Raw genomic sequence first — 26442 nt, 5'->3', positions numbered from 1 at the left:
TGAAGTAGATACAAGACCTTTGTTCTGTATTTAATAGCAAAGGAAAAAATATGAAAGTTACATTATTGACTGGGGCCTCAAGCGGTATTGGTGAGGCCTGGGCAAAGAGTTTAGCAGCAGAAAAACATAATCTGGTTTTGGTGGCTCGTTCCGAAAATAAATTAAAAACATTGTGTAATCAATCGAGTCAGCAATACGGTATTTCGGTGCAATACATTGTTATAGATTTGACTCAACCGAATGCTGATTTACTCATCTTTGAAGAAACTGAGAAAAGAAAACTGATTGTAGATTGTCTGATAAACAATGCAGGCATAGGCACCGCAGGTGATTTTACTCAGATAGAACTAGCTGACGAACAAGCGATGATGCAACTGAATATGATTACTCTGGTTTCACTGACACATCGCTATCTGAAGCAAATGCGCGAACGAAATAGTGGTACAATTATCAATGTGGCATCTATGGCAGCTTTTATGCCTGCGCCATTTATGGCCGCTTATGCTGCCAGTAAAGTATTTGTAAAATCATTCACAGAGGCACTTAGCGAAGAAAACCGTCCGTTTAATATCCGTATTATGCTATTATGCCCCGGAGCTACTGAAACCAGGTTTTTTGAGACGGCCAAAATCAATCAGGAAGATAAAAAAGCTTTATTGGGTAATGCAAATATACAGACGCCTGCCATGGTAGTAGAAGAAGCCATGAAAGGAATGAAATCGAATAAAACGATTATTATTTCAGGTCTGACTAATAAAATAGGAGCAAAGCTTGGGGCTTTGATACCAAATTCGATGATTATGAAATTTATTGCTAATAATGCGCGTTCAACCTTACAAAAGATAAAGTAATGAGACCGAAAGCAAGTAAGCTGTTTACAATTGAGTCGATTGCTATGCAACACCATCTCATGGGGCTGCCACAACCGCAGCACCCACTCATGAGTATTGCCCGATTTGAAGATTCTAGAGGTGCTACAACAAAAGAAACCGGACACTTTACGAACAAGTTTTATGCAATAGCCATTAAGAGAAAATGTACCTGCCGAACCCGATACGGGCAAAACGATTATGACTATGACCAGGGCATGATGTCTTTTTTTGCGCCGGAACAAATATTGAGTTGGAATGCTGACGACGAAATGCCATCAACGGGTTGGGCAGTCAGTATTCATCCTGATTTTCTGAGAGGTAACCCACTTGAACAGAAAATCAAAGAGTATGGCTTTTTTCAGTATGCTGTCAATGAAGCTTTGCATTTATCTCCTAAGGAAGAAAAAATGATAGAACGCCTGCTGAAAATCATATATGAAGAATACCATACTAGTATTGACCATTTCAGCCAGGAAATCATTCTTTCGCACTTGTCGCTTCTTTTAAGTTATGCCAATCGCTTCTATAATCGTCAGTTTATCACACGTAAACATGTCAGTAGTGACTTATTGGTAAAGTTAGAATTATTACTGAATGATTATTTCAGCAGCAACCAAATAGAAGAACAGGGCTTACCAACAGTAAAATATATCTCCGATCAACTAAATCTTTCTCCCAATTACCTGAGTGATCTATTACGAAATCTGACAGGGCAGAATACTCAACAACACATCCATAGCAAATTGATTGAGAAGGCCAAAGAAATGCTAGCCTCATCAAACCTGACTGTCAGTGAGATTGCCTATTATCTGGGTTTTGAGTATTCGCAATCTTTCAATAAGTTATTCAAAAGCAAGACCAACTTTACACCTTTAGAATTTAGAGCCTCGTTTAATTAGCATAGGATACGAGGTACAGGGCAAAGGATTAAAAATTTATATTAGTAGACTGACTTAACCACAAGTAAATTAAACATAAAATATAAAGACAGATAGGTTACTTAATCACCAATTTTCCAAGTAAATATTCATTCTTTTATCCGTTGGTACATGTAAAATTTTGGGTGGCCAACCGATAAAATAATGAGTAATTATGTGCTGCTTTTTTATTCTTGCTCCTATTCTCCGCTTATTATTGCAACCGTTTTTACATATATGAAAAGCTATCACTTAAATTATGTCTTTTATGAAAACGGTTTTATTCTTCTCACTTCTGCTTCTCAGCTCTTATCTGACAGTAGCACAATCTATCTCTTTAGAACCAGTAAATCCCAACAATCCTAGTAAGGGAGCAATGGTTTTTGATAAAAATACCAATCAACTTAAATACTGGAATGGCTCTGTCTGGATACCCATGATTAACGGTGCGGCAGGTACAGGCTGGGCAGCTAATGGGACACATATCTATAATGCCAATACGGGTAATGTAGGAATCGGTACAACCACACCTAAGGCACACTTGAATGTGGGATTAGGCAAAACTGTTTTATTCGGTGCCGATACGATGGGTTTAGGCTCCAAGTTTATGTGGATCCCGGTCAAGGCAGCTTTAAGATCAGGCATGATCAGCTCCCAGAATATGCAATGGGATTTTAATAAAATTGGGCATAGTTCAGTTGCTTTTGGTATTAATACTCTCGCTTCAGGTGTAGCCTCGATTGCTTTAGGTGGTGGAGCAGAAGCCACTGGCAGTTATACAGTAGCTTTAGGTACACAATCAAAAGCAACTGGCCCATTTTCAACCGCACTTGGTTATCAAACAATTGCTGACGGACAATATTCAACAGCAATGGGATACAGAACTATTGCTAATGGGAATTATTCAACAGCTTCAGGATATGAAACTCACACTAATAGTCAGTATGCTACAGCAATTGGATATAATAACTTTGATGCTGCTGACGCCTTGTTTATGGTAGGGGACGGTTTCACAATCGGTAACGGCCACAATGCGCTTTTAGTGTTAAAAAATGGGAATGTTAGCATAGGAGGTTTAAATTCTCCTGATGCTCCACTACATGTAGGACAAGGTTTGAATGGTCAGTTAAATTTAAAAACCAATAAGTATTTTAATCATTCAACAGATGAGCAAATACATAATCTAGCGAACAATAATTATTATGTGAGTATTTTAGCCAATAATAATATCGTAACGGAGGGAGCTTTTGTTTCTTCACAAACAGTTACTTCTTCTGATCAGCGTATCAAAAATATTATTGGTATATCAGATGCAGCAAAAGACCTGGCACTTCTGCAAAAAATAAAGATAACAGATTATACCTATAAAGATGAGGTTACGATGGGCGCACAGGTTTATAAAAAAGTAATTGCGCAAGAAGTAGAAGCTGTGTACCCTGAAGCAGTAAAGCAGATTAGTTCTATCATACCTGATATTTATAGTCTTGCTGAAAAGACAGAATATGATGCCGCCAGCAAGCGTTTGACTCTTACTATGGCAAAAGATTATCAGTTAAAACCCGGAGACAAAATAAAACTGGTACACCCAACCTATGGTGAGGTAACAACAACTATTGAAACGGTAACAGGTAAGAATTTTACGGTAGCAAACTGGCAATATGCAGGCGACAAAGTATTTGTATATGGCAGAGAGGTAAAAGATTTCAGAACGGTTGATTATGAAGCTCTTTCAATGTTAGGCATCAGTGCCATCCAACAATTGGCTAAAGAAGTAGAAGAATTAAAGAAACAAAACAGTGAAATAGAGGAATTGAAAAAACAAAACAAAGCTCTTAAAATTGATTTTACTGCACGATTGGAAGCACTAGAAAGCCGATTAATGAAATAGCTGGAAATTAGCTGAAAGAGTAGGGGTGAGAAAATAAACTGATTTTTAATCTTTCATACTTGTTCGTTTAAATAATCAATCCTACCTTTGTCATCAGATGATATGATGACCACACCCATACATAAACGCTCATTGGCCGAAGAGGTAGCCAACCAGATTAATACTTATATTCAGTCGGGTCATTATGTGGTAAATCAGAAATTACCTACAGAACCTGAACTGATGAAGCAATTTGGTGTGGGGCGTTCTACTATTCGCGAAGCAGTGCGTATGTTGGCAAACTCAGGTTTTTTGCGTGTACAACAGGGGGTAGGCACGTTTATCGAAGAATATTCGTCGGGCAATGAGTCTTTAAATCAGCGATTGAAACGTGCGCAAGCCAAAGACATTGACGAGGTAAGGCAGATGTTGGAGATTAAAATTGCCCAGAAAGCAGCTGAAAACCGCAATGTTCAGCAGTTATTTCAGATAGAAATGTTTCTGAATCAAAGGATTCAGACATCACGTGCCGGACTATTGGAAGAATGTATTACAGCGGATATTAATTTTCATGTGAGTATAGCTAAAGCCTCGGGCAATGAGATTCTGGCAGATATGTACGAGGCTTTTTCAACCCATCTTAAAAGTTGGTTTTTGCAAGTACACCCAGATACAAAAGCATTTATACTGACTAATGACCTGCACGCTTCTTTATTTGAAAGTATCAAAGAACGTAAGGCAGATAAAGCCTTGCATTATGCCACGCTGATTCTCAGACATTAATCAGAATTGAATTAATTTTTTTTACTAAAAATCATCAGATGATATGATGAATAAAACAGACCAAACAACTACTACACAACCAGGGATAGCTCAACAGACAGTCTACACAGTTTTATATTCCATTAGTTTTGCGCATTTACTCAATGATATGATTCAGGCGGTTATTCCAGCTATTTATCCACTCATTAAAGAAAGCTTTCATCTTGATTTTACCCAGATTGGTTTGGTTACTTTGGCTTATCAATTAACAGCTTCTATCCTGCAACCTTTTGTCGGGCTATATACTGATAAATACCCCAAGCCATTTTCTTTAGCTATTGGGATGGGTATTTCCTTATTTGGGTTGTTTAACCTGGCCTTTGCCTCTGATTTTTACTGGATTCTCCTGTCTGTCAGCGTCATTGGTGTTGGTTCGTCTATTTTTCATCCTGATTCTTCACGCGTGGCCTATCTCGCATCGGGTGGTAAGCGTGGAATGGCGCAGGCAGTTTTTCAGTTGGGAGGCAATGCAGGGAGTGCTTTAGGCCCTTTACTGGCAGCTCTGATTGTAGTGCCTTACGGGCAGCATAGTGTCTTATGGTTTGGGATTGCTGCGCTCATTGGTATTATATTATTATATAATATCGGCAGCTGGTATAAAAGAGTGGCATTACCTAAAGTAAATAAAGCAGTACAGGAAACAAGTGTGGGGCTGAGTAAAAACCGTATAGCAATCTCACTGTTTATATTGCTCTTGTTAATATTCTCGAAGTTTTTCTATATGGCGGGTATGACCAGTTATTATACTTTTTACCTGATGGATAAGTTTCACCTAAGCGTAAAAGATGCACAGATACAGCTATTTATCTTTCTGGCTGCGGTTGCCGTTGGTACCTTTGCCGGAGGGCCATTAGGAGATAAATTCGGACGAAAATATATAATCTGGATTTCTATTTTAGGAGCTGCGCCGTTTACTTTATTGTTGCCTTATGCCAATCTGTTTTTTACACCAATTCTTGCTATCTGTATTGGTCTGTTAATTTCATCAGCATTTTCGGCTATTCTGGTATATGCACAAGAATTAATGCCCGGCAAAGTAGGTATGATTTCAGGATTATTCTTTGGCCTTGCTTTTGGAATGGGCGGTCTCGGCTCAGCACTTTTAGGTACACTGGCCGACCACACAAGCATCAGTTATATGTTTGATGTTTGTTCTTATTTACCGTTGATAGGTATTCTGACAGGTTTTTTGCCTGATGTAGAGAATAAAAAGAAATAATCGTATTATGCCATTGCTATACTACCTCATGATGTTTGGGGTAGTATAACAAGGAAACATAACTTCTGAAAACCATTACTTCTCATCAATATCATTCGGTTCAAAATTGCTTTCTTCCCTTTCAGGTGGAATGCTTTTATCTTCATTTACATAACTAAAATCATCTTCAGGTGGAGTAGGGGCTTCATCCGGTAATTCCTCGTCCTCCAGATTTTCATCTTCTAGCACATCTTCATCATCCACATCACCGCCATTATAAGAAGTACCATCTCCCGGATTCAAAAAAAAGTTGAGAAATTGGAAGTTATACATAACCGCAGGCGCTATCGCCAATACTTGCATCATTTTCATAGCTGTATCATTTTATGAGAAATACTGCTAAAAAACTGTTCCAGAGATTGGAAAAAGGAAAACTGAAACGAGCCCATTGTGAAATTTGATTGCATACAATTTGTCGTTAAATTGTTGCTCCCAAAATCTGTGTGGCACGGCCATACTCAGACGAATATAACCGTGCCACACTGGGTTTTACTCTCCTTTACGGTCGGGGGCATTTGTTCTATTCCCTAAATCCAATCCCCATCTGATTCGCTCTATAAGATTCTTCTGTACCATGAAATTCGATAATCGCACTGCTTGCATAAGGGTCATCATTCCAGGCATCTTTTACTTTCAATGCTTTGCCAGTTGGTAAATAAACTGCCGATACTTTATAACGACCAATCGGAATATCTACCAATCTGTTGCGGTTTTGCGTACCTGCTTTACCCCCTCTTAATTTCAGGGTTTTGCCTTGCGAGCCATCAATCAAGGCGCCATCTGGCTGAAAAGTAAATTCTACGTTTTCTGTATCATTCATGTCTTCAACATTCGGGTCTTTGTACAATTCTGCTGAACCTCCATAGTATAAATTCAGACTTAAATCGGGTACATGTCCTTGCAATTTCCATTGAAAATTTCTGACCGGTTTTTCTTCTTGTGTAAAAGAATCGTCATTTTCAGGGTCGAGTAACAATTTGTATACTCTACCATTATATTGCTTCAGAATATACCCTTTGGCAATCCATTGACCTAAACCGGCTACCATCGCTATTTTATAAGACCCGTCGCCTGCTGAAGTAGTTTCTGCTCCACGATCTTTGATAACAGTGTTGTTGGTGTAGATAGTTGCTTTTGAAAGAGGCTTGCCGCTTGGATCGGTTACTTTTCCTATCAGGTAGCCTGATTGCTCTACACCTAAATCAGGGTCCGGCTCTATTTGGCCGACCGATAGTGTGCATGAATTTGTACTGATTATTAAACAGGTTGAAGCAACGAAAGCGCGGAGATTAAATAAGATTGACATGGCTATAATTAAAAAGTGTGCTTATGATTGAATGAATATTGAGATATTATAGGATTGCTTTGTGCACGCATGACAGCAACAGCAAACAACGACCAGATAAGTGTAGAATAAATACCACCGAAATAGAGAGCAAAATCATTTCTGCCCAGGAGCATACAAACCGGAAACCATAATCCCATAAGTAAGGGCAAGTATTGTCTGTAACCTTTCAACAGGTTTCCTTTGATAACAGCCCACGCCACAGGAAGCATCAGTAGATGACTTACAGGCCAGCCAGCATCCAGAATATAATAAAGGGCTGGTTTAGCAGGAGTTGTAATAGCCCAGATATTTGAGATATCGGCAATAATAAGTGTAAACATGACAATGCGGATAGCATACCAGCTAAAATCTCGTTTATTGGTTTCGGTTGTCTGTCTCAGATTTTCCATAGAAGCCAGCCAGCCAGTAATATACAGCAGTCCGCAAAAGCCAGAGAGCCAGGGAGCCGATTCAGCAAAGTCAGGGAACCTGGCGCCAACAAGCATGTCGATAAAGAGGAAAGGAGCACCTATCAGCCCAATAATTCCTAAGGTTTTCTTTTTCATAAATTTGTTTTTTAGTAATAAGCTCATGTGAAATGGCTGCTTTTCATAATTAATGTTTCAAAGCTACAGCCTGCCATTACCGCGAAAAATGTACCGTGCCATGAATTGTAAAATCAGGGTGTTGATATGTAACAATGCGGCGGTGAAATGTGCTTAACCGTGCATCATAAATCCTTACCAAATTGCACTCGTGGCACTTACATCAGAAAATTATCCGTACTTTTGCACTCTTCAATAATTAAAGAATACTATGTCAGCATTTCCGCCTTGTCCAAAATGTAAAAGTGAGTATGTGTATCCGAGCGATGGATTATTGATATGTCCGGAATGCTTTTATGAATGGAATCCTGACGAAGTCGTAATCGAAGAGTCAGGCATGAAAGTATTAGACGCCAATGGAAATGAACTAAAAGACGGCGATACGGTAGTAGTAATCAAAGACTTACCCGTAAAAGGCGCGCCTAAACCCGTGAAAGCAGGTACAAAGGTAAAAAACATTCGCCTGACCGGCGGTGACCATAATATAGACTGCAAAATAGAGGGCTTTGGAGCAATGGGCTTAAAATCTGAATTTGTGAGGAAAGCTTAGAAGAATTGAGTGATTAGTCTTGAACTATGATTTAGCTGATTAATTTGATTTCATGATTTACATATTATCATTATAAATCATGCAATCAGGTTAATCAAAATTCAGACAACATAATCACTCAATCACTCAATTTCAAAATCACTCAATTATCCCCTCCTCCCAAACAATATAAGCCTCATTGAGTTGTTAATAATAATAACCACAGACTTGATATACGTTAACAGCCATGAAACGACTAATCATTTTACTATTGATTACTGGGCATGCCATACAGGCACAAACCATTGCCGAATTCAGGCAATGGTATCTTGATAAACAAATAAGTAATCCGGCCTTATTAGTCAATGCTTCTGACAATAATGCCCTGCTTTCTTTTTCTCCGGGAAGTTATACCATTAAACATCCACGCGATACCTATACTTTTAATAATTATCAGTTTCTGGCATCGGGTACGTATCATCCCGACAAAAGTCCGCATCATTTCGGCGCTTATATCTGGGGACAACAGCAGGCAAGTAATTCGCTGGTGCTCGACTATGCCTACGAAATGCCTATTAACAGGCATACCAATATTGCTTTCGGCGCAAATCTTGGCATGTATAATCCTTTGGAGTTTAAGGATGGGAAAATATTCAGGTATGGCCTGGGCATAGCCTTGCAGAATAAGAATAAAGAGAATTATATAGGGCTTTCGTTTCCACATATAGTGACTTCCGTTGATAAGGGCGAGTTCACACAAGGAGCCTATAATGCCTTGATTCTTCAGGGAGGTTACACCTTTTATTTACCCTACGATATAAAGTTTATACCATCAGCCTACTTACAGGTGGGCACTACCAAAAAATATGGTAATGCAAGTCCGGGACATTTGTTTGCGGGTGATGTGGCTTTCAGATATAAAGAACTAGTATATGTGAATGCGGCAGTAAGTGTAAAAAACTTTAATTTCAGCACCACAGGTCTCCAACGATTGGGCGTAGGTATAAAGCCTAAACCTGAGATTATGTTCGGGTATCAATGGGATGCCTTGGATGCTGCCGATTTTAAATACCATAGCATCTGGGTAAGGTATTTCTTCTTATCCAGAAGTAAAGGTAAGTCGGTAGGGAATACTTCTCGACCTGTTAATAATATACCTAAGCCCACAACAAGTACTACAAAACCAACAAGTGCTAAGCCCAAACCGGCAGTAATCAAGCCTAAAACAACCGTTAAAAAGAAACCATAGTCTTGATTACTTGGCATGAATTTTTTGCATTTATTCTTGAACAAAATAGAAAGCCATGAAAACCGGAAAGTCAATCCTCATCTTATCTATGTTGCTTACTTGCCTTTGTTGTAACAAAAAAGCAAGCTCACCCGGACAGTGCGTAGAAAAGCCCAGCGACGGAAGAATGTGCACCGCTATTTATCAACCCGTGTGCGGGTGTAATAATAAAACTTATGGTAATTCCTGCGAAGCTGAGGCAAGAGGAATAACTAAGTATACTGAGGGAGAGTGTAAGAAAGCCGCCCCTAACCCCTAAAGGGGGACTTTTAAGCCCTTCCCCAACAACGGGGAAGGGTTGGAATGGGGTTCACCTACTCCTTTATCCAGATTGCTCCGTTTTTAGTAACAAACTTTTTGAGTTTATTACCTGCTACTAACTTCTCCAGCGTTTCCTCTGCTTCCTGAAAAGAGATATCTCCAAGCTCGGCAAATTCTCTTAGGGTAAGGGTAGGGTACTTGCCAAACAGACTTTCCCAGTCTTTTTTATAAGCCTTTTTGTGGGCTGCCGGATAGATTTTCTGAATGCCATTTTCGTATTGTAAATAGGGTTTTGTACCATAAATAAATTCAGAATTACCGGTAGCATTACTAACAAAAATAGAAGGAAACCCTCTTACGCCCATTTTCTTCGCAAGGCCTAAATCTGCCTGAAAAAGTTCTTTTGCTTTACCCTCATAATCTTTCCGTAATTGAGCAGCATCTAAGCCTGTTTTAAGTGCTGCTTGCGCTATTACCTCCCATTTGGTAATGTTTTTCTTTTGCAAAAACACCATTTCGCGCAAATGCCGCAGAAAAACAATGGCCTTTTTTTCGTCCTGCAATTGAGCAGCCTTAAAAGCAATAGAGGGCGGGTACGATGAATCCAGAGGATCTTCCAACCATACATCACCATCGATAGGCATTTTATAATGCAGACTTACCTCATCCCAGTGGTGCGCTACATCTGATGGTTTGCTGATACCACCGCTATTATAACTCCAGTCTGGCAGAAGCCCGCCCATATGGTATTCAACCTCTACATCGTGGCCATATTCCAGTTTTAATCTTCTCAATTGTGGTTCTATACCCCAGCAAGAAGAACAGATAGGGTCTGTAAAATAGATAATTTTTACTGGCTTATTCACAGCATTTATCTCTTGATTATCAGCAACATTTGCCGCACCGGGAATCTCACAAATGCCCGTTTCCGGGTTACAAAGGAGTGGATTAATGTTTGTAGTCATTTCTTTTTGATTTTGAGCCAGGCAACTAAAGAAGCTGGCTGTTAATAGAAAAATTAAGGCTTTACTTTGCATGTCTCTGAATTTGTTGAACCATTTTCAGTTAATTTATTTTATATCCTTGTGCAAAGGTCTGAAACCTTATCAGCCCATACAATAAGTCAAAAAAACATGACTACTAAAAAGATTGAAGAAAATACAGAAACATGCCCTGCGCAGACATTATTAAAGCTTTTGGCAGGAAAATGGAAGCCGGAAATCTTTCGTCTGGCTATGCAGGGGCCACTACGTTTCAGTAGTTTATTACGCCAACTGGAGGGCTCAAACAAGCAAACGCTAGCGTTAGCATTAAAAGAACTGGAAGAAGCAGGCTTGCTCGAAAAAGTAACAATTAAGCTAAAGCCCCTGCACATTGAGCATTATCTGACAGAAAAAGGCAAAACAATGATTCCTGTTTTTGAGACATTGGAAGCGCTAGTTGTGTAAATGAATCATACACTCCAAATTTAGCTTCCATAAAGTCACCTCTTTTAGCCTGATAATCTCAATCGTTGCGGTGGTCATTGGGTAATTCAAATATCCTTATGTATGACCGATTTTCGCTCTCCGGTGTATCCTTCACTTCCCGTTTGTCCCGCCACAAGTCAGGCCGACGATTTTTGAGCCAGAATATCTGAGCCCTGGTATCAGGTATTACTTCCTTGGTTGTTATTCTGATTTTCTTTAAACCATCGCTTGGCTCATTCAAAAAGGTTCCTACCATGTGGGTAACCTTTTCAAGCTCCGTTTCAGTAACGGGTACATTCACAGTCTCCTTTTTCAAAAAGGTTCCCACCATATCGGTAACCTTTTCAGGTTCTGTTTGAGTAGCCGGTGCTTCCAAAGACTCCTCATTCAAAAAGGTTCCCACCGTATCGGTAACCTTTTTCGGTTTCGTTTGGGTAGGGGGTGCTTTCACAAACTCCAAGGCTACTTGCAGGTAATTATAGCCAATGGCTCTCTTATACAGGCTTGCGGCTACTTTCATATCAGTCAGTTCTTTCCCTCTTCTGACAGATTCCTTAAAACCCGGATACTTCTTCATCCATTTTTTCAGGGTAGTAGTAGACACCCCGAAAAACTCGGCGAGTGACTCGTTGGTTGCCCCCAAAAGGCAATAATTGTAGGCTTGCTCTTCAAAGTCAGGTAGGTAGTCAGTGATGCCTCTACCCCCTAGATTGATTTTGTTTTTCTCTTTTTCCATGATATTAATTTGTGTGGACAACTAGTTACGCACGCCTAATTGTGAATGTTTATCCAAAAAACAGGCGTTCCTTAAATTTCCTACTTAGGTTTGTGTTTTCAAAGTTTTTGGAGAAGACTTTGGTAAAATCAGACAGTTAGACCATGTGGAGAAAGTCATAAGGGGTATAACCTGGGCAAAGGCTGTTCTGCTGGAAAATAACGATTAAACTAAAATCCCTGTATACTGAATACTATCTGACTGAAAAAGGCAAAATCATGATTCCTGTTTTTGAGAGATTAGAGGCATTGGCGTAGTGTTTAGTTGCCAATATTTCTATTCCTCAATGGTGCGATTAAAAGCGGAAACGCTAACAGAGGAAAAGGATCCTGAGTAGAATTTCAATTCCTCAATGGTGCGATTAAAAGTTTCATCTAATTCTGGTGTATTAATACCGAAACCATATTTCAATTCCTCAATGGTGCGATTAAAAGTTCAGGTTCAGTAGCATCACAAATGGGTTTTTCAGTATTTCAATTCCTCAATGGTGCGATTAAAAGTCAAACCCTTGTAATAGATTCAACTGGTAGCAATTAATTTCAACTCCTCAATGGTGCGATTAAAAGCAGCTGTATTAAATGAAATGTATTTTGTTATAAAAATTTCAATTCCTCAATGGTGCGATTAAAAGTATTAGCTAGAGCTATTTGTAATTGCCCAGTTCTAGATTTCAATTCCTCAATGGTGCGATTAAAAGTTCTAAACAAAATAGATGAGGCAATAAAATCTTTATATTTCAATTCCTCAATGGTGCGATTAAAAGCATCTGATAACTATAGCCTTTACCATTATTCTCCGTATTTCAATTCCTCAATGGTGCGATTAAAAGATGCTTTCTATAATACCTATACGCTAATACTGCAAAATTTCAATTCCTCAATGGTGCGATTAAAAGTTACCTCCAATATCTGCCTTTTAGTATCGGCTCTGAATTTCAATTCCTCAATGGTGCGATTAAAAGGGGGGTGTTTTTTTTATTGTGGGGTTGCGTCCTGTATATTTCAATTCCTCAATGGTGCGATTAAAAGGAAATTGGAAGCCTTGAAGGAGTAGTTTTTAATAATATTTCAATTCCTCAATGGTGCGATTAAAAGGCAAGAAATGTAAAGCCAGGTACTCCGGTCATTCTAATTTCAATTCCTCAATGGTGCGATTAAAAGGTCGCCTTTTTTAAAGCCTTTGGTATTGGTTTGTGCATTTCAATTCCTCAATGGTGCGATTAAAAGTGCCTACAATGCTCAATCAGGTGGTACGGGTACAGGATTTCAATTCCTCAATGGTGCGATTAAAAGTCGACCGTTTACTACTCTTTTTTCCTTTTGCTTTTATTTCAATTCCTCAATGGTGCGATTAAAAGGCTGTACCGTTTAGCCATCTTTACAATTTAACGGCAATTTCAATTCCTCAATGGTGCGATTAAAAGGTGATGTGTTGATGAAAAAGATGTTTGATTTCCAGGATTTCAATTCCTCAATGGTGCGATTAAAAGCTGGACTTTTAGATAAACATGGAAAAGAAATTTATGAATTTCAATTCCTCAATGGTGCGATTAAAAGTTTATAATGAATGTAGCAGAAGCAGTGGCCGAGAAATTTCAATTCCTCAATGGTGCGATTAAAAGTTAACTCCTTTACTGTTATTCCTAATGCTTCTGCTAATTTCAATTCCTCAATGGTGCGATTAAAAGGTGCTGACAGGAGCGATACGCAAAGGGGGCTTAACCATTTCAATTCCTCAATGGTGCGATTAAAAGCTGTTGAACTTGTGGTTGAGCCCGTGGTTGAACCTGATTTCAATTCCTCAATGGTGCGATTAAAAGCCAAACGCATAGTGTTACACAAAAGGTTGTCAGCTTATTTCAATTCCTCAATGGTGCGATTAAAAGTTAATTTTTCTGCTATTGTAAAAAACGCATGGAAAATTTCAATTCCTCAATGGTGCGATTAAAAGCCGTTTAAAAATATGCTTTGCAGTGGCTATATTAAGGCTTTTTATGGGAAAATACAAATAAAAAAATCGTCGATGTATAAAAGCAAGATTTTGCCGGGACATCGACGACAATTTTATATATAGATTCAATAATCAATGTAAATATAGAGACTTTCCCCTGCATTTCATCAATTATTTCTTACCTTACGTCAAGCAGGGTTTGATAACCATTGAGATTAGCGGTATATTTCGGTATTAGATAACCTGGTCGCTATTTCTTTATTTGATGCAAAACTGGTTTTTTCGATATAAACTTCACCATATTGTTTTCTGGATAGGCTATCATTTATTATGGATGTGGATTAACATCGGTAATCTGAGCGATGCCTATGCTTATCTTTTTCTAGGGGCCTTTCCTGTTAAATTCTATGGTTATATCATTTTTCAGGCCTTAGCCGCTTATTTTAACCTGTATTACCTCATGCCCAGGTTTTTGCTTGTAGGCAAGTACAAAACTTACATTGCTTTGGTAATTCTCACTATTCTGGTTTGTTCGGCTTTTATTGTGGGTGGTTATTATCTCGCTCCTTATTTCTCTGATTTGACCTTTGAACAGATATTCGGACGTCGGCCAGACCAATACCTGCTTATTTTTAGCACCAATGCTTTTCCCTCAACAGTCGGAAGCATGACTTTTGCCATGAGTATAAAATTGGGCAAAAACTGGCTGGAAACCGAGAAAAAACGACGGGATTTAGAAAAAGACAATCTGGAAACGGAACTCAAATACCTTAAATCACAGATAAATCCGCATTTTCTGTTTAATACCATCAACTCTATTTTTGTACTCATCCATAAAAACCCCGATTTGGCTTCCGAGTCGCTGGCGTCGTTTTCAGATATGTTGCGGTATCAATTATACGAATGCAACGACCAGGAGATTCCCCTAAGCAAGGAGCTACATTTTTTAGAGAATTTCATCGAACTGGAATCTCTCCGACTCAACGAAAATCAGACCGAATTGCAGTTCGAAATCAACCATGCCTCTGCGCAGGGCGTGAGTATTTCACCTTTTATTCTGCTGCCGTTCGTCGAAAATACATTCAAGCATGTATCAAAAGGCAAAACACAGAAGAATTTTATCAGGATGTGTCTGGCCGTAAAAGACAATAAACAATTGGAGATGCATATAGAAAACAGTCGGGGAGGGGAGTCAAACTCACCCTCGTCAGGAATAGGATTGAAGAACGCCCGGCGACGCTTAAACCTCATTTATCCGCATCAGCATCAATTACATATTGACGCCGATGCCAAAACCTTTAAAGTAGATTTAGCCATAGATTTGAAATGAAACTCAGGTGTGTCATAGTAGACGATGAGCCGCTGGCAAGCGAGGGCTTAACAAAATACATTGAGGTAATAGACTACCTCGAACCCGCCTTTGTTGCCGAAAATCCAATCGAACTGAATAAAATACTCGAAAACGAACGCATTGACCTCATTTTTCTGGATATTCAGATGCCCCACATGACAGGGCTCGAATTTTTAAAAATCAAGGCAAATCTGCCTATGGTAATCATCACAACCGCATACCCCAATTATGCCCTTGAGGGTTTTCAGTTCGATGTGGTCGACTATCTGCTGAAACCCATCACTTTCAATCGCTTTTTCAAAGCTACCAATAAGGCCAAAGAACTTTTCTGGCTCAAAAACCAGAAACCCGAAAACCCGACCCAGCAAACCGAGCCTGACTATCTGTTTATCAAATGCGAAAGTAAATATGAAAAGATATTGATTGACGAAATACTCTTTGTACAAGCCCTCCAAAACTACGTTATTATCTTCACCACCCGAGGCAAATACATGACCCTCTTACCCCTCAAAACCGTCGAAGAATACCTCGACCCCAATCGTTTCCTGCGCGTACACAAATCTTATCTGGTGGCCATCGCCAAAATCGGCAGTATCGAAAACAACGACATCACCATTCAAACCCACCTCATCCCTATCAGCCGCACCATGCGCGAGCAGGTAATAGAGATTGTGGTGAAACGGAAGTTGTTGAGTAGATAAAGAATTATTGAATTTTCTGGAGGATAGAATGCAGAAAGTATTTTAAATGATAAAACACTGCCATACTACACTCGAATAGTAAAACTGCATTACGGCAATGTTTCATTGGTTTTTTCAGATGGTTTAATTCCCTTAAAATCTTCTTACGGCTCTGGCTCTGTGAGCATAGTAAGGAAAATCACCTGCTGTATGATAAGTTGAAGATTTATTATAATTACTAACTTCGCCATCTACAAGATTTACCATAACAGCTTCAGTCTGTGAGCCCTCATTGGAAGACCAGTAATAGGCATCCAATTTTACAGTTTTTGATAAGCCGGTTAAAATATTTTTATTTTCATAAATAAGTAAAAGCTCTGCCAGAGAAGGTAAGTACCAGCCACCATATCTATTAAAATTCATCTGACGGCATAGAAAAGCTGCATAAGAGTCCCAGCCAAGTTTATTAACAATCACATCCGTATTTTTTTCGCCATCATAAACCCCCGGACCCATCGCACCAACATGGAGAGGCTCATTTTGATTAACATCCTCTGCCTTATAAAGCATATTCCCCCACTTTATACCTTTGTTGCCGTATGGAAACCCAAAATTTACAACTGGAACATCTTCAGGCGCAGCCACCAATCCATGCTGACCTGAGTCATCAACCCAGATAACAGTTCCTCCCTGTGCCTGTTGCCCAACCGAATAAATAGTCGTGTTTCCGTTGGCTATATTAAACATAGCTTTCCATTGTGTGCCATCATAGACATATGGCCCTACGGGTGAACAATTGTTGCAAAAGACCTGTAAACCGGGCTTAGGAGTTAAAGCCCCTCGTTGAGACATGTTCATGTTGGGAAGTGTAGTGCCTCCGGTTGTACTTTTAGCATCAATCAAAGCCGATGTACCTGAGGGACTTATAGTAACACTTTGAGCAAAAAGTTGGCTGGAAAATAGAAAAATGGTAAATGCAAAGTGGATAATTAATTTCATTACTTAATAGAATTATGATGGATAATGAACCAAAGCTACTTCTTAAATAGTCGGTATTTTTCCTGCAATGTAATTCTGGCAGAAAAGGCACTAAAGTCGGCGAACATGAATTGATAAGCGGAGATTTGAAAAATGATTCAATAGCAGATAAGAACTCAAAACATACCATCAGCTATATAAATTTTAATTCTTGAATATACAGGCATCCATCGCACATCGCAGATTGTCGAATTTAGAAAAGGACGTTAAATGGTGCTGTGATTGACTAAAATCAGTCAAGTATGTGTCTTCATTCGACAATCCGCAACCGAAAATCGACAATCTTCCAAATGTCCCATTTTTGTCCAACCCCTTTTTTTGGTGTTTCACGGGTATTCTGCCAGTTTTACTGCCCGATAACACAACGCAGTGTTGTCAGTAAAATATTAAAACCTTAGTAAGTCTATGCGACCTGAATTTCTATTCCTATCCACTCAATTACCCTCTATGGCTAAAGGCAAGTCTGATTCTGCATGTATCAGAAAACTGCTTTGCCTTTGTTTTGCCAGCATTCTCTTCACACAGGTAAATGGCCAGAATGTAACCATCACCCCTAATGGCATTACCCCGGCTATGGCAGGCGGTTACCAACGGCTTAGCTACGAAGCTATGTTGGCTATACAATCGCCACAAAAAGGTGATCTGGTCTATGATACCACCTACGATTGCCTACGGGTTTTTGATGGCAAATGGAAACGCACAAACCCCGAAAATGAGCCTGGTAAAACAGTACCGATAATGGCCGCAGGAGAAGCAGGCGAAGACTATATCAGAGGCATAGCTGCCGATAAAAATTTTACTTATATGATAGGAGGTTTTGAAAATAGTATAAATTTCGGGCCCGTTCAACTACTTTCTAGAGGAGGAACCGATATCTATATCGCTAAGTATGATAGGAATGGCGAAGTGCAATGGGCACAGGGAATAGGAGGTCCAAATTCTGAAGGGAGTAGCAATATTGCAATAGATAATCAGGGTAATATATATGTATGTGGCACTTCATCTGGGTCTATGTATTTTAGTATGCTCCAGTCCTTACCTGACCTTGGCCTGTTTTTAGCCAAGTATAATAAAGATGGCGTATTGCTTTGGGCCAAAATGCTGGCAAAAAATCCATATAATATATCGCCTAAGATTAAATTAGATAATGCAGGGAATGTATTTATTGCTGGTACTTTCTACGGAGATTTAGATTTCGGTAATACTAAACTGACTTCCAGAGGCAATGAAGATATTTTTATTGCCAAACACACAAATGATGGTAATTTTTTGTGGGCAAATTCCGGTGGCGGACCCGGTAACGAACGCCTCTATGGGTTCACTGTTGATAACAACGGAGCATATCTTACTGGCTTTGGTTATGGTATAGTTACGTTTGGCGCAATCGTTAAAAATCTGACTAAAAGCTCTTCTTCAGACCTTAACGGAATTACGGTTAAGTTTAACCCTACTAATGGAGAATGGCGATGGGTACAGGGCCTTAATGAAGATCCCAACACTGACACAAGCATTTATCTCTGTGGCGTAGGGACGGATACCTCTGGTAATGTTTATTCGGTAGGTACTTTTACTGGTACAATCAAAGTTGGTTTGTTTACCTACACCAGTCAGAATTTTTATCGTATATTAACCATATTGAAATATGATAGTACCGGTTATTTACAAAATTTTTACTATGTCAATAGCAAGGTTTACCCTAGTGCTGCAACTGTAGATAATGACGGCAATATTTATATTATAGGTTCTCGTAGCCCGGATGGAGTTTTAGGCGATAAAACATTTATTGCTTACGATAATTTTAGCAAAACCTTTATTGCCAAATATAATAAGAATTCAAACCTGCAATGGGTAACTGAAATAAGAGGTCAAGGTTATAATACCGGAAGTGTTATTGCACTTGACCCCAATAATGGTATTCATGTAGGGGGCATTTATCAGGATGGCAGTATAAAGATTGACAATTTATCCAGAGCTTCCAAAGGCTTCTTTGATATTTTTGCAGTCAGAATTGATCCTTAAATTGTTGGAGAACGGTTAAAGGAACAAGTAGAAAGGAAAACGTTTTTTCATTATGAAACATTGCCGCAATGGAATTGTGTACTTTGAGTACATAGTGGCAATGTTTCATAATTTTATTTATCTTACTCATATTTCATCTTCACAGCATTAATCTTCCCTTTGCCTGAGGTTTTACCGGATACTTTCAACCCGACTCTTACTCCTCTTTCGCAGCGGGAAGCCATAAGTTTTCTAATTGATTAACTTTATTTGCACTGTCAAAACAACGACATCATCATTCAAAACCACCTCATCTCCATCAGCCGCAACATGCGCGAGCAGGTGATTGAGATTGTGGTAAAAAGAAAATTATTAGGCAAGTGATTTGTATTGTCAAGTGTCAACGATCCATCGCACAGCGCAGATTGTCGAATTTAGAAAAGGAAGTTAAATGGTGCTGTGATTGACTAAAATCAGTCAAGTATGTGTCTTCATTCGACAATCCGCAATCGAAAATCGACAATCTTCCAAATGTCCCATTTTTGTCCAACCCCTTTTTTTGGTGTTTCAGGGGTATTCTGCCAGTTTTACTGCCCGATAACACAACGCAGTGTTGTCAGTAAAATATTAAAACCTTAGTAAGTCTATGCGACCTGAATTTCTATTCCTATCCACTCAATTGTCTCCGATGGATAAAGGCAAGTATGTTTCTGCATGTATCAGAAAACTGCTTTGCCTTTGTTTTGCCAGCATTCTCTTCACACAGGCATACGGCCAGAATGTAACCATCACCCCTAATGGCATTACCCCAGCTATGGCAGGTGGTTACCAACGGCTTAGCTACGAAGCTATGTTGGCTATACAATCGCCACAAAAAGGTGATCAGGTGTATGATACCACCTACGATTGCCTACGGGTTTTTGATGGCAAATGGAAACGCACAAACCCCGAAAATGAGCCTGGTAAAACAGTACCGATAATGGCCACAGGAGAAGCAGGCGAAGACTATATCAAAGGTATAGCTGCCGATAAAAATTTTACTTATATGATAGGAGGTTTTGAAAGTAGTATAAATTTCGGGCCCGTTCAACTACTTTCTAGAGGAGGAACCGATATCTATATCGCTAAGTATGATAGGAATGGCGAAGTGCAATGGGCTCAGGGAATAGGAGGTCCGGGTACTGATGGGGGGGGCAGCATAACAGTAGATAATCAGGGTAATATATATGTATGTGGCACTTCATTTGGGTCTATGTATTTTAGTATGCTCCAGTCCTTACCTGACCCTGGCCTGTTTTTAGCCAAGTATAATAAAGATGGCGTATTGCTTTGGGCCAAAATGCTGGCAAAACATCCAAGTATTTATGGGGATAAGATCAAATTAGATAATGCAGGGAATGTATTCATTGCTGGTGGTTTCTCCGGAGAGTTAGATTACGGTAGTACTAAACTGACTTCCAGAGGCAGGGCTGATTTTTTTTTAGCCAAACATACAAATGATGGTAATTTTTTGTGGGCAAATTCCGGTGGTGGTTCTGAATATGAGGTGTTAACTGGACTGGCCGTGGATAACAACGGTGTATATGTTACCGGTTACGGCGGGCTAACAGTTACTTTCGGCACAATTGTTAAACATATTTCAAATCAGGGCGAATATACTCTTAACAATAATACAATTACGGCTAAATGTAACCCCGCGACGGGCGAATGGCTCTGGGTACAGGCACTGAATGAAAATCCCGGAAATGATGGAAGGTGTTACAGCAAAGGCATAGGAACAGATGCCTCAGGTAATGTTTATATAGTAGGTACTTTCAAGTATACAATCAAAGTTGGTTTGCTTTCCTACACCAATTCGGAGTTTGATGATATGTTAACCATAGTGAAATATGATAGTACTGGTTATTTACAAAATTTTTACTATGTGAAAAGCAAGGTTGGCCCTAATGCTGTAGCTGTAGATAATGACGGCAATATATATATAACAGGCTATCGCTATGGGGACTTAGGCGATAAAAGATTTATTATACACGAAAATTTTAGCAAAACTTTTATTGCCAAATATAATAAGAATTTAGACCTGCAATGGGTAACTGACATAAGAGGTGAAGGTTATAATACCGGGAGTGTTATCACACTTGACCCCAATAATGGTATTCATGTAGGAGGCATTTATCAGGATGGCATTATAAAGATTGGCAATTTATCCAGAGCTTCCAAAGGCTTCCGTGATATTTTTGCAGTCAGAATTGATCCTTAAATTGTTGGAGAACGGTTAAAGGAACAAGTAGAAAGGAAAACGTTTTTTCATTATGAAATATTGCCGCCATGGAATTGTATCTAAACTGTGCACATTGCGACTAAGATTTTACTGCCACTATGTACACAAATAACACAATTCCATTGCGGCAATGTTTCACAATTTTATATATACTATTACTCATACTTCATCTCCACAGCCTTTATCTCACTTTTTCCAGCCGCCTTACCCGATACATTCAATCCCACTCTGGCCGCTCTGTCCCAACGGGGCAGCCATAAATTATCCAGTTGGGCAACTTTATTGGCCGCATCAGCCTTTTCTCCTTTCTGTTCATAGCTGAACTCATAGAAACGGCCATTATAGCTTTGTAACTTTAGCTTAACATCCTTATTTGCCTGAATCTCCTGTGTTTTTACCACTTCATGCGCACCATCTTTTATGCGCCATAATTCTACTCTAGACCCTCGCACACCATAACCAATGGCATTTTTAGCATCACCATAAACAACAATATTCTGCATAATGTCTTCTTTCGGGCTTACCTCTGCCGAAAAAGTATAACTACCTTTTTTGATATTGAAACCTATAAAATTCCCTGTTTCAGTCAGGTTGGTATTCTCAATCTGCAATGCGCCGTTCTGTACCGTATAAATTGGTTTAGAGTAATGTACATCATGTATCCAGCGTAAATTTGGCATAGGTTGAGCAAAATTGACTGCAAAGCTAGAGTTATAAGGGGTACTGGTACCAGACGGAGATTCGGCTTGCTGTGGAGTAGTTTTACCATATCTGAAAACAGGCCATTTGGTGGCTTCATCCCATACGAGTTCGCTCAATACGGCCTGTCTGCCCACAAAAGTAAAATCGGTGCCACTATAGGCATGATGCAAAAAGAAATAACGATTATCAGGCGTCGTAACAACCGTACCATGTCCCGGACATTTCCAGACATCATCGCCCACCAATATCGGATTGCCCGAATACTTTACCCAAGGGCCTTGTATCTTTTCGGCTCTAGCCACGCCTACCATATAGTTGCATCTGCTTCCACAACATGAATTACCCGAATAGAGCATATACCAGTAATTGCCTCTTTTAAAAATGGCTTGTCCTTCTGCACCGCCTGCTTCCCAATCTTCTTTGTTAGCCGTAATGAGATTAAACTCTTTGCTTATAACCTTTAATCCATCGGCCGATAGCTCCGCACCCAATAACTCTATGGTTTTACCTTTATCAAGTCCGTAGGCTTTCCAGGTAATATACAATTTTCCTTTATCTTCTATCACAAAGGCATCAATGGCCTCGCTTGTCCATTCAATAATTACGCCATGGTCTGTAAAACCTTTTTTCAGATCTTTGGTAGTGGCTACACCGATATAAGAATGCTTGTCCGATTTTCTGCGTGCAGTATAATAGCAATAGTAAGTACCATTACGGTAGAATAACTCCGGAGCCCAGAAACTTCCCATAGTCCATTCGGGTAATTCAGCGAATACAGGACCCACATATTCCCAGTCAACCAGGTTTTTTGATGAGTAAATCGGATAAGCAGGCCCCCATTCTGACGATGTTCCGGCAGCATAATAGGTATCACCTACGCGAATTACCGATGGGTCGGCAAAATCTCCTGCAATGACAGGGTTTCTATAAGTATTAACAGGGCGAGGACTAAATTTTTGAGCCCATGAGGTTCCGGCACTCAAGAGAGTAAATAGACAAAGGAGCTTAATTAATTTCATTCGTATTCAGGTTAAATAGTATGACGAAGAAAAGGAATTATTTTGATATAATAAACCCGGAGGTCAATATTTGAAAAATCGAACTACAAATACAACCAATCAGGCCATCTTGAAGTCATGCCAATAAATAAAATTAAACCATGAAAAGACTGTTGACTTTTGCTTGCTGGTTATTGGGATATACGGCTGTGGCACAACAGCAGGTATCCAAATTTGAGAACAGAGGTTTTGAAACTCCGAATAAAGCTCAAAAAGTAGACACAATTAATGGAAAACTGGTTTTTACAATAAACCGACCAGAAATTGATGGGCATAAATTATGGATAACCGACGGTAAACCTGAAAATACACATTTGCTCAAAGATGAGGAAGACAATGCCGTAGAGGCATATCCGTATACAGCTAAAGCGTATGGCTATTTATATTTAAAATATTCTGGTTCATATCTCTACCGCACGAAAGGCGATTTTCTGGAAAAGGTATTATCACGACCAGATTCCCTCTACTCTTATCATAACTTCAATGGTAAGTTACTGCTCTATTTTACCAATAAAGGGAGTTATTCCCCTTATTACCCCGGTAAGCCGCTGTATGCTAATTTAATATGGCTGAATGCCGATAATACCATCACCCATCTGGCAGATAATGTATTAGATTTTCAAATTATTGATTCCACTTTGCATTATACCCGTACCGATTATCAGAGCGGAAACATTGAGTTGTACAAACTGAATAAGTATGGCCAACTTACAAAAAATCTATTGGTTGCCAATAATAGTAAAATGTTTATTGGTACTTTCAGATACTACGCTATAGATGGCTACGACTTCTATTTTTTCTTTACAGGTAATGGAAGAAAACTAATAGTTAAGCCCAGTAATAGTAACGAGACTTTGCCTTTCATTGACTGGGGTGACAATTCTGAATTACCAATGGTAGTTCGTGATACGCTAGGGCAGGTATATTTTCTCAAACAGTCAGAAAAACTCGAAATATTTGCCTTACAGAACAATCATACGCTTAAGAAAAAATGGACAGTGCCTATTGAAAGTCAATTAAATAAAAAGCCTGAAGATTACAGCCCTTTCATACTGTATCGGAATTTCCGCATTATCGGTGATGAACTTGTTTTTAACTCAGCAGCCAGCACTATCAGCAATCTCTCTTTTAATCTCCATGTGTACAATCTGAAAAGCGGATATATGAAACGCAGTAAAAATCTGGTCGCATACCTTTTGGATAGCCCTGTAACAATCAACAGCTGTAAAACTGATACGAGTGTTTTTACTATCGATAATAATATAAACAGAAAAATTACTTACAGTTTTTCAAAAGACACCGTAACAAATCTAAAAGATTATCCATACGAGAATCCGCAGTTAAAAGATACCCTGATTTCAATTAACCACAACACACTGTATATAAAAGACAATATTTATACGGTTACCAATGGGCTTAAAACATCTTTATTTCCCACCAGAAAGATATTTGACCCAACATACCCGACTGACTTTAGCTATAGAATATTGGGTGATAAAATAATATACCTTTTAACCAGTCCTTTAACCGGGAAAAGGGAAATCTGGGCGAGTAAAGGTGAAAAGAATGAGGCAACAATGATATTGAGTGATTCCGGATATGCTAATTATATAAATAACTGGGCTATGGGGGCCAATGGTAAATTTTATTTTTACCTGAACTCACCGCAAAACCAGAAGGTATTTTATGAGTCTGATGGAACGGAAGCAGGTACACAAAAAATATATAAATCTACTGAAGTGCTGAATGTTAATCCCTGGCTAACCAGAGTTAATGAGAAATCCGTTGTATTCGAGCTGAGAAACACCCACAATGAGCTAAAGTTACTGGTGATTGATAATGGAAATGCCAGACTTATTGACTTCCCTGTATCTAATAGCATGGAAATTTACCAGACTAAAACCGAAACCTATGTATATGCCACTGTATATAAAAAAAACAACTGGATTAAAGAATTATATAAGGTCGAAGGAATAGAAGCAAGACTAATAGACAGAAATATTAGAGATTTAAATGTATATAAAAACCGTATTTTTTATTCAAAAACTATTGGTACCGGTATAGATAAATTTGGCTTATTTACAGTTGATGCTAACGCCAGACCTCTGAAATTTTTGAATCAGAATATGTATTATTATACCATCGTTGAAGACAAGCTGATATTCAACCAAAGGGCAAATGATTTATTCGTTTTTTCTGTTTTAGATATGGTATCCGGTAAACTTGAGATAGATAAACATATAGGATTTTATGAAGCTACGCTTTATATCAAAAATACATTGGTATTATTAAACAATAACCAGGCTTTATTTATCAAAGGAAGTCGTTTGCAGGTTTTTAAAATTGGTTTTAAGGTCTCACAAGGTATGTTGGCTTTTGGTAATGGTATTTTATTTCTCGGGCAGAAAGACGTTGTATATTATAATTTTGATTCTGATAAAACTTCAGTAATAATTAAGAACCAATCATATGATGCTGATTTTATCAGGAGTTCAATCATGCGCGAAAGTGGATATTTCCTAACCTCTATATACGAAAATAATTCAATAGGTAAATGGGCATATTGGACGCTTGGCGAAAAACAATTGAATTATTTTGACGGACAACTACAATGGATTCCTGCTAAAGCTGCTACAGGATTAGTCTCAGCAGATACTGAAAACAGCATGTGGTACTGGCACTTTAATGGAATCCGGTTTATAAAAGCATATCCTTTGTCGCAAATTTCCCCGAGCCATCTTTTTCACGCCAACGATCAAATATTTGCTACCTTCAAAACACCAGAAAAGGGGTATGAACTATATCAATTAGGAATAGATTCACTAGTGGCATATCCTGAAATAGTAAAAGGGAATGAAGGGATTGAGGCTAAAGCGCTATTTGAATTCAGAAGCCAGATATATCTCTACGGTTTCACCTATACTCACGGCTGGCAAGTCTGGAAGATGTCGAAACCAAAGGCGATAGCTATAGAGCCACAAGCTCCATTAGCCAACGAACCTGTTGTAGAGGAACCTGTTATCTACCCCAATCCCGCACAAGACCAGCTATACATCAATACCGATAAATCTTTGCCCTATAAACTAATCAATACCAGAGGACACTTGCTAATGCAGGGCAATCTATCATCTCAGGAAGGAATTAATATGAAATCCTTGCCACAAGGAATTTATCTTATTCAGTTGCTTGATGGGAGTAAGGCTTATGTGCTAAAAATCGTAAAAGAATAAACTTATCTACAGTTTAAATTCAATCTTCTTACTAACGATTTTTAAAATCGTTATACATCTTCATCGTCCACCAACGTACATCCAACCGTCCGATTTCGGACAATGAACTCTACTAAATAGCCCGAATTTAACCAGAATAAGCAGTTTTGGCACATGGAATAGTA

At 38.9% G+C, this 26442-nt stretch carries 21 protein-coding genes and 1 CRISPR repeat array; of the genes, 14 read left to right on the top strand and 7 right to left on the bottom strand.

The genetic code is table 11. The features are described from left to right. Window positions 1-50 precede the first annotated feature (50 nt). From D0T08_RS00720 to D0T08_RS00700, 5 genes are all read left to right on the top strand, one after another. Window positions 51-851 (top strand): SDR family oxidoreductase, encoded by an 801-nt coding sequence (locus D0T08_RS00720; protein WP_116980650.1) that lies wholly within the window; start codon window positions 51-53, stop codon window positions 849-851. Further along, window positions 851-1771, top strand: a complete 921-nt coding sequence (locus D0T08_RS00715; RefSeq protein ID WP_116980649.1) for an AraC family transcriptional regulator — start codon at window positions 851-853, stop codon at window positions 1769-1771. The genes D0T08_RS00720 and D0T08_RS00715 overlap by 1 nt, the downstream gene beginning before the upstream one ends. Before the next feature lie 286 nt (window positions 1772-2057). After that, window positions 2058-3677: a tail fiber domain-containing protein gene (locus D0T08_RS00710; RefSeq protein ID WP_158561163.1), complete on the top strand. Its 1620-nt coding sequence runs from the start codon at window positions 2058-2060 to the stop codon at window positions 3675-3677. A gap of 102 nt (window positions 3678-3779) precedes the next feature. Next, the gene (locus D0T08_RS00705; protein WP_199538099.1) at window positions 3780-4439 is read left to right on the top strand and encodes a FadR/GntR family transcriptional regulator; all 660 of its coding nucleotides are present in this window, start codon (window positions 3780-3782) and stop codon (window positions 4437-4439) included. A 43-nt stretch (window positions 4440-4482) separates the two neighbouring features. Next, on the top strand, window positions 4483-5697 hold the full coding sequence (locus D0T08_RS00700; RefSeq protein WP_116980646.1) for an MFS transporter: 1215 nt from the start codon (window positions 4483-4485) through the stop codon (window positions 5695-5697). Window positions 5698-5772: 75 nt separating this feature from the next. Here the strand turns inward: D0T08_RS00700 and D0T08_RS00695 are convergent, their stop codons facing one another. The 3 genes from D0T08_RS00695 to D0T08_RS00685 all read right to left on the bottom strand — a co-directional run bounded on the left by D0T08_RS00695 (window position 5773) and on the right by D0T08_RS00685 (window position 7629). Then, window positions 5773-6048: a hypothetical protein gene (locus D0T08_RS00695; protein ID WP_116980645.1), complete on the bottom strand. Its 276-nt coding sequence runs from the start codon at window positions 6046-6048 to the stop codon at window positions 5773-5775. 208 nt (window positions 6049-6256) lie between these two features. Continuing rightward, a complete protein-coding gene (locus D0T08_RS00690; protein WP_116980644.1) occupies window positions 6257-7042 on the bottom strand; it encodes a carboxypeptidase-like regulatory domain-containing protein in 786 nt (261 codons plus the stop codon). An 8-nt stretch (window positions 7043-7050) separates the two neighbouring features. Further along, window positions 7051-7629 carry a hypothetical protein gene (locus D0T08_RS00685; RefSeq protein WP_147322675.1) on the bottom strand — a complete coding sequence of 193 codons (579 nt, stop codon included), beginning with the start codon at window positions 7627-7629 and terminating at the stop codon, window positions 7051-7053. 250 nt (window positions 7630-7879) lie between these two features. On the opposite strand from D0T08_RS00685, the gene D0T08_RS00680 reads away from it, so the two are divergent. The 3 genes from D0T08_RS00680 (at window position 7880) to D0T08_RS00670 (ending at window position 9744) form a co-directional block, all read left to right on the top strand. Continuing rightward, on the top strand, window positions 7880-8218 hold the full coding sequence (locus tag D0T08_RS00680; RefSeq protein WP_116980642.1) for a zinc ribbon domain-containing protein YjdM: 339 nt from the start codon (window positions 7880-7882) through the stop codon (window positions 8216-8218). A gap of 226 nt (window positions 8219-8444) precedes the next feature. Next, window positions 8445-9446: a type IX secretion system membrane protein PorP/SprF gene (locus D0T08_RS00675; RefSeq protein ID WP_116980641.1), complete on the top strand. Its 1002-nt coding sequence runs from the start codon at window positions 8445-8447 to the stop codon at window positions 9444-9446. 55 nt (window positions 9447-9501) lie between these two features. Then, window positions 9502-9744, top strand: coding sequence for a Kazal-type serine protease inhibitor (locus D0T08_RS00670; protein ID WP_116980640.1), 243 nt, complete (start codon window positions 9502-9504; stop codon window positions 9742-9744). Window positions 9745-9799: 55 nt separating this feature from the next. Here D0T08_RS00670 and D0T08_RS00665 read toward each other — a convergent pair whose 3' ends face one another. Beyond that, entirely contained in the window at window positions 9800-10711 is a 912-nt protein-coding gene (locus tag D0T08_RS00665; RefSeq protein WP_116981467.1) for a ClpXP adapter SpxH family protein, read from the bottom strand. Between the two features lie 168 nt (window positions 10712-10879). Between D0T08_RS00665 and D0T08_RS00660 the strand changes: the two genes are divergently transcribed. Beyond that, entirely contained in the window at window positions 10880-11194 is a 315-nt protein-coding gene (locus tag D0T08_RS00660; RefSeq protein ID WP_116981466.1) for a helix-turn-helix domain-containing protein, read from the top strand. A gap of 58 nt (window positions 11195-11252) precedes the next feature. On the opposite strand, the gene D0T08_RS27715 is transcribed toward D0T08_RS00660, so the two are convergent. Then, window positions 11253-11951 (bottom strand): hypothetical protein, encoded by a 699-nt coding sequence (locus tag D0T08_RS27715; RefSeq protein WP_199538098.1) that lies wholly within the window; start codon window positions 11949-11951, stop codon window positions 11253-11255. Between the two features lie 311 nt (window positions 11952-12262). Beyond that, window positions 12263-13940: a CRISPR direct-repeat array (repeat unit 30 nt; unit sequence ATTTCAATTCCTCAATGGTGCGATTAAAAG). A gap of 265 nt (window positions 13941-14205) precedes the next feature. Here D0T08_RS27715 and D0T08_RS00650 point away from each other — a divergent pair. Beyond that, window positions 14206-15270 (top strand): sensor histidine kinase, encoded by a 1065-nt coding sequence (locus D0T08_RS00650; RefSeq protein ID WP_116980639.1) that lies wholly within the window; start codon window positions 14206-14208, stop codon window positions 15268-15270. Further along, window positions 15267-15992 (top strand): LytTR family DNA-binding domain-containing protein, encoded by a 726-nt coding sequence (locus tag D0T08_RS00645; RefSeq protein WP_116980638.1) that lies wholly within the window; start codon window positions 15267-15269, stop codon window positions 15990-15992. The genes D0T08_RS00650 and D0T08_RS00645 overlap by 4 nt, the downstream gene beginning before the upstream one ends. A gap of 132 nt (window positions 15993-16124) precedes the next feature. Here D0T08_RS00645 and D0T08_RS00640 read toward each other — a convergent pair whose 3' ends face one another. Then, on the bottom strand, window positions 16125-16970 hold the full coding sequence (locus D0T08_RS00640; RefSeq protein WP_116980637.1) for a DUF1566 domain-containing protein: 846 nt from the start codon (window positions 16968-16970) through the stop codon (window positions 16125-16127). Window positions 16971-17414: 444 nt separating this feature from the next. On the opposite strand from D0T08_RS00640, the gene D0T08_RS00635 reads away from it, so the two are divergent. Next, entirely contained in the window at window positions 17415-19028 is a 1614-nt protein-coding gene (locus D0T08_RS00635; protein WP_116980636.1) for an SBBP repeat-containing protein, read from the top strand. 625 nt (window positions 19029-19653) lie between these two features. Continuing rightward, on the top strand, window positions 19654-21267 hold the full coding sequence (locus tag D0T08_RS00630; RefSeq protein WP_116980635.1) for an SBBP repeat-containing protein: 1614 nt from the start codon (window positions 19654-19656) through the stop codon (window positions 21265-21267). 176 nt (window positions 21268-21443) lie between these two features. On the opposite strand, the gene D0T08_RS00625 is transcribed toward D0T08_RS00630, so the two are convergent. Then, window positions 21444-23009 (bottom strand): glycoside hydrolase family 43 protein, encoded by a 1566-nt coding sequence (locus D0T08_RS00625; protein WP_116980634.1) that lies wholly within the window; start codon window positions 23007-23009, stop codon window positions 21444-21446. Window positions 23010-23149: 140 nt separating this feature from the next. Between D0T08_RS00625 and D0T08_RS00620 the strand changes: the two genes are divergently transcribed. Continuing rightward, on the top strand, window positions 23150-26278 hold the full coding sequence (locus D0T08_RS00620) for a T9SS type A sorting domain-containing protein (protein WP_116980633.1): 3129 nt from the start codon (window positions 23150-23152) through the stop codon (window positions 26276-26278). Window positions 26279-26442: the final 164 nt, after the last annotated feature.

Source organism: Emticicia sp. C21 (assembly GCF_003418935.1).
Classification (GTDB): Bacteria; Bacteroidota; Bacteroidia; order Cytophagales; family Spirosomataceae; genus Emticicia.
This window is presented reverse-complemented; position numbering and strand designations above follow the sequence as displayed.

Bases quoted from the DNA above. Each gene is read 5' to 3' on its own strand.
- D0T08_RS00720 (WP_116980650.1), top strand. From the start codon at position 51: ATGAAAGTTACATTATTGACTGGGGCCTCAAGCGGTATTGGTGAGGCC.
- D0T08_RS00715 (WP_116980649.1), top strand. From the start codon at position 851: ATGAGACCGAAAGCAAGTAAGCTGTTTACAATTGAGTCGATTGCTATG.
- D0T08_RS00710 (WP_158561163.1), top strand. From the start codon at position 2,058: ATGAAAACGGTTTTATTCTTCTCACTTCTGCTTCTCAGCTCTTATCTG.
- D0T08_RS00705 (WP_199538099.1), top strand. From the start codon at position 3,780: ATGATGACCACACCCATACATAAACGCTCATTGGCCGAAGAGGTAGCC.
- D0T08_RS00700 (WP_116980646.1), top strand. From the start codon at position 4,483: ATGATGAATAAAACAGACCAAACAACTACTACACAACCAGGGATAGCT.
- D0T08_RS00695 (WP_116980645.1), bottom strand. From the start codon at position 6,048: ATGAAAATGATGCAAGTATTGGCGATAGCGCCTGCGGTTATGTATAAC.
- D0T08_RS00690 (WP_116980644.1), bottom strand. From the start codon at position 7,042: ATGTCAATCTTATTTAATCTCCGCGCTTTCGTTGCTTCAACCTGTTTA.
- D0T08_RS00685 (WP_147322675.1), bottom strand. From the start codon at position 7,629: ATGAAAAAGAAAACCTTAGGAATTATTGGGCTGATAGGTGCTCCTTTC.
- D0T08_RS00680 (WP_116980642.1), top strand. From the start codon at position 7,880: ATGTCAGCATTTCCGCCTTGTCCAAAATGTAAAAGTGAGTATGTGTAT.
- D0T08_RS00675 (WP_116980641.1), top strand. From the start codon at position 8,445: ATGAAACGACTAATCATTTTACTATTGATTACTGGGCATGCCATACAG.
- D0T08_RS00670 (WP_116980640.1), top strand. From the start codon at position 9,502: ATGAAAACCGGAAAGTCAATCCTCATCTTATCTATGTTGCTTACTTGC.
- D0T08_RS00665 (WP_116981467.1), bottom strand. From the start codon at position 10,711: ATGACTACAAACATTAATCCACTCCTTTGTAACCCGGAAACGGGCATT.
- D0T08_RS00660 (WP_116981466.1), top strand. From the start codon at position 10,880: ATGACTACTAAAAAGATTGAAGAAAATACAGAAACATGCCCTGCGCAG.
- D0T08_RS27715 (WP_199538098.1), bottom strand. From the start codon at position 11,951: ATGGAAAAAGAGAAAAACAAAATCAATCTAGGGGGTAGAGGCATCACT.
- D0T08_RS00650 (WP_116980639.1), top strand. From the start codon at position 14,206: ATGCAAAACTGGTTTTTTCGATATAAACTTCACCATATTGTTTTCTGG.
- D0T08_RS00645 (WP_116980638.1), top strand. From the start codon at position 15,267: ATGAAACTCAGGTGTGTCATAGTAGACGATGAGCCGCTGGCAAGCGAG.
- D0T08_RS00640 (WP_116980637.1), bottom strand. From the start codon at position 16,970: ATGAAATTAATTATCCACTTTGCATTTACCATTTTTCTATTTTCCAGC.
- D0T08_RS00635 (WP_116980636.1), top strand. From the start codon at position 17,415: ATGCGACCTGAATTTCTATTCCTATCCACTCAATTACCCTCTATGGCT.
- D0T08_RS00630 (WP_116980635.1), top strand. From the start codon at position 19,654: ATGCGACCTGAATTTCTATTCCTATCCACTCAATTGTCTCCGATGGAT.
- D0T08_RS00625 (WP_116980634.1), bottom strand. From the start codon at position 23,009: ATGAAATTAATTAAGCTCCTTTGTCTATTTACTCTCTTGAGTGCCGGA.
- D0T08_RS00620 (WP_116980633.1), top strand. From the start codon at position 23,150: ATGAAAAGACTGTTGACTTTTGCTTGCTGGTTATTGGGATATACGGCT.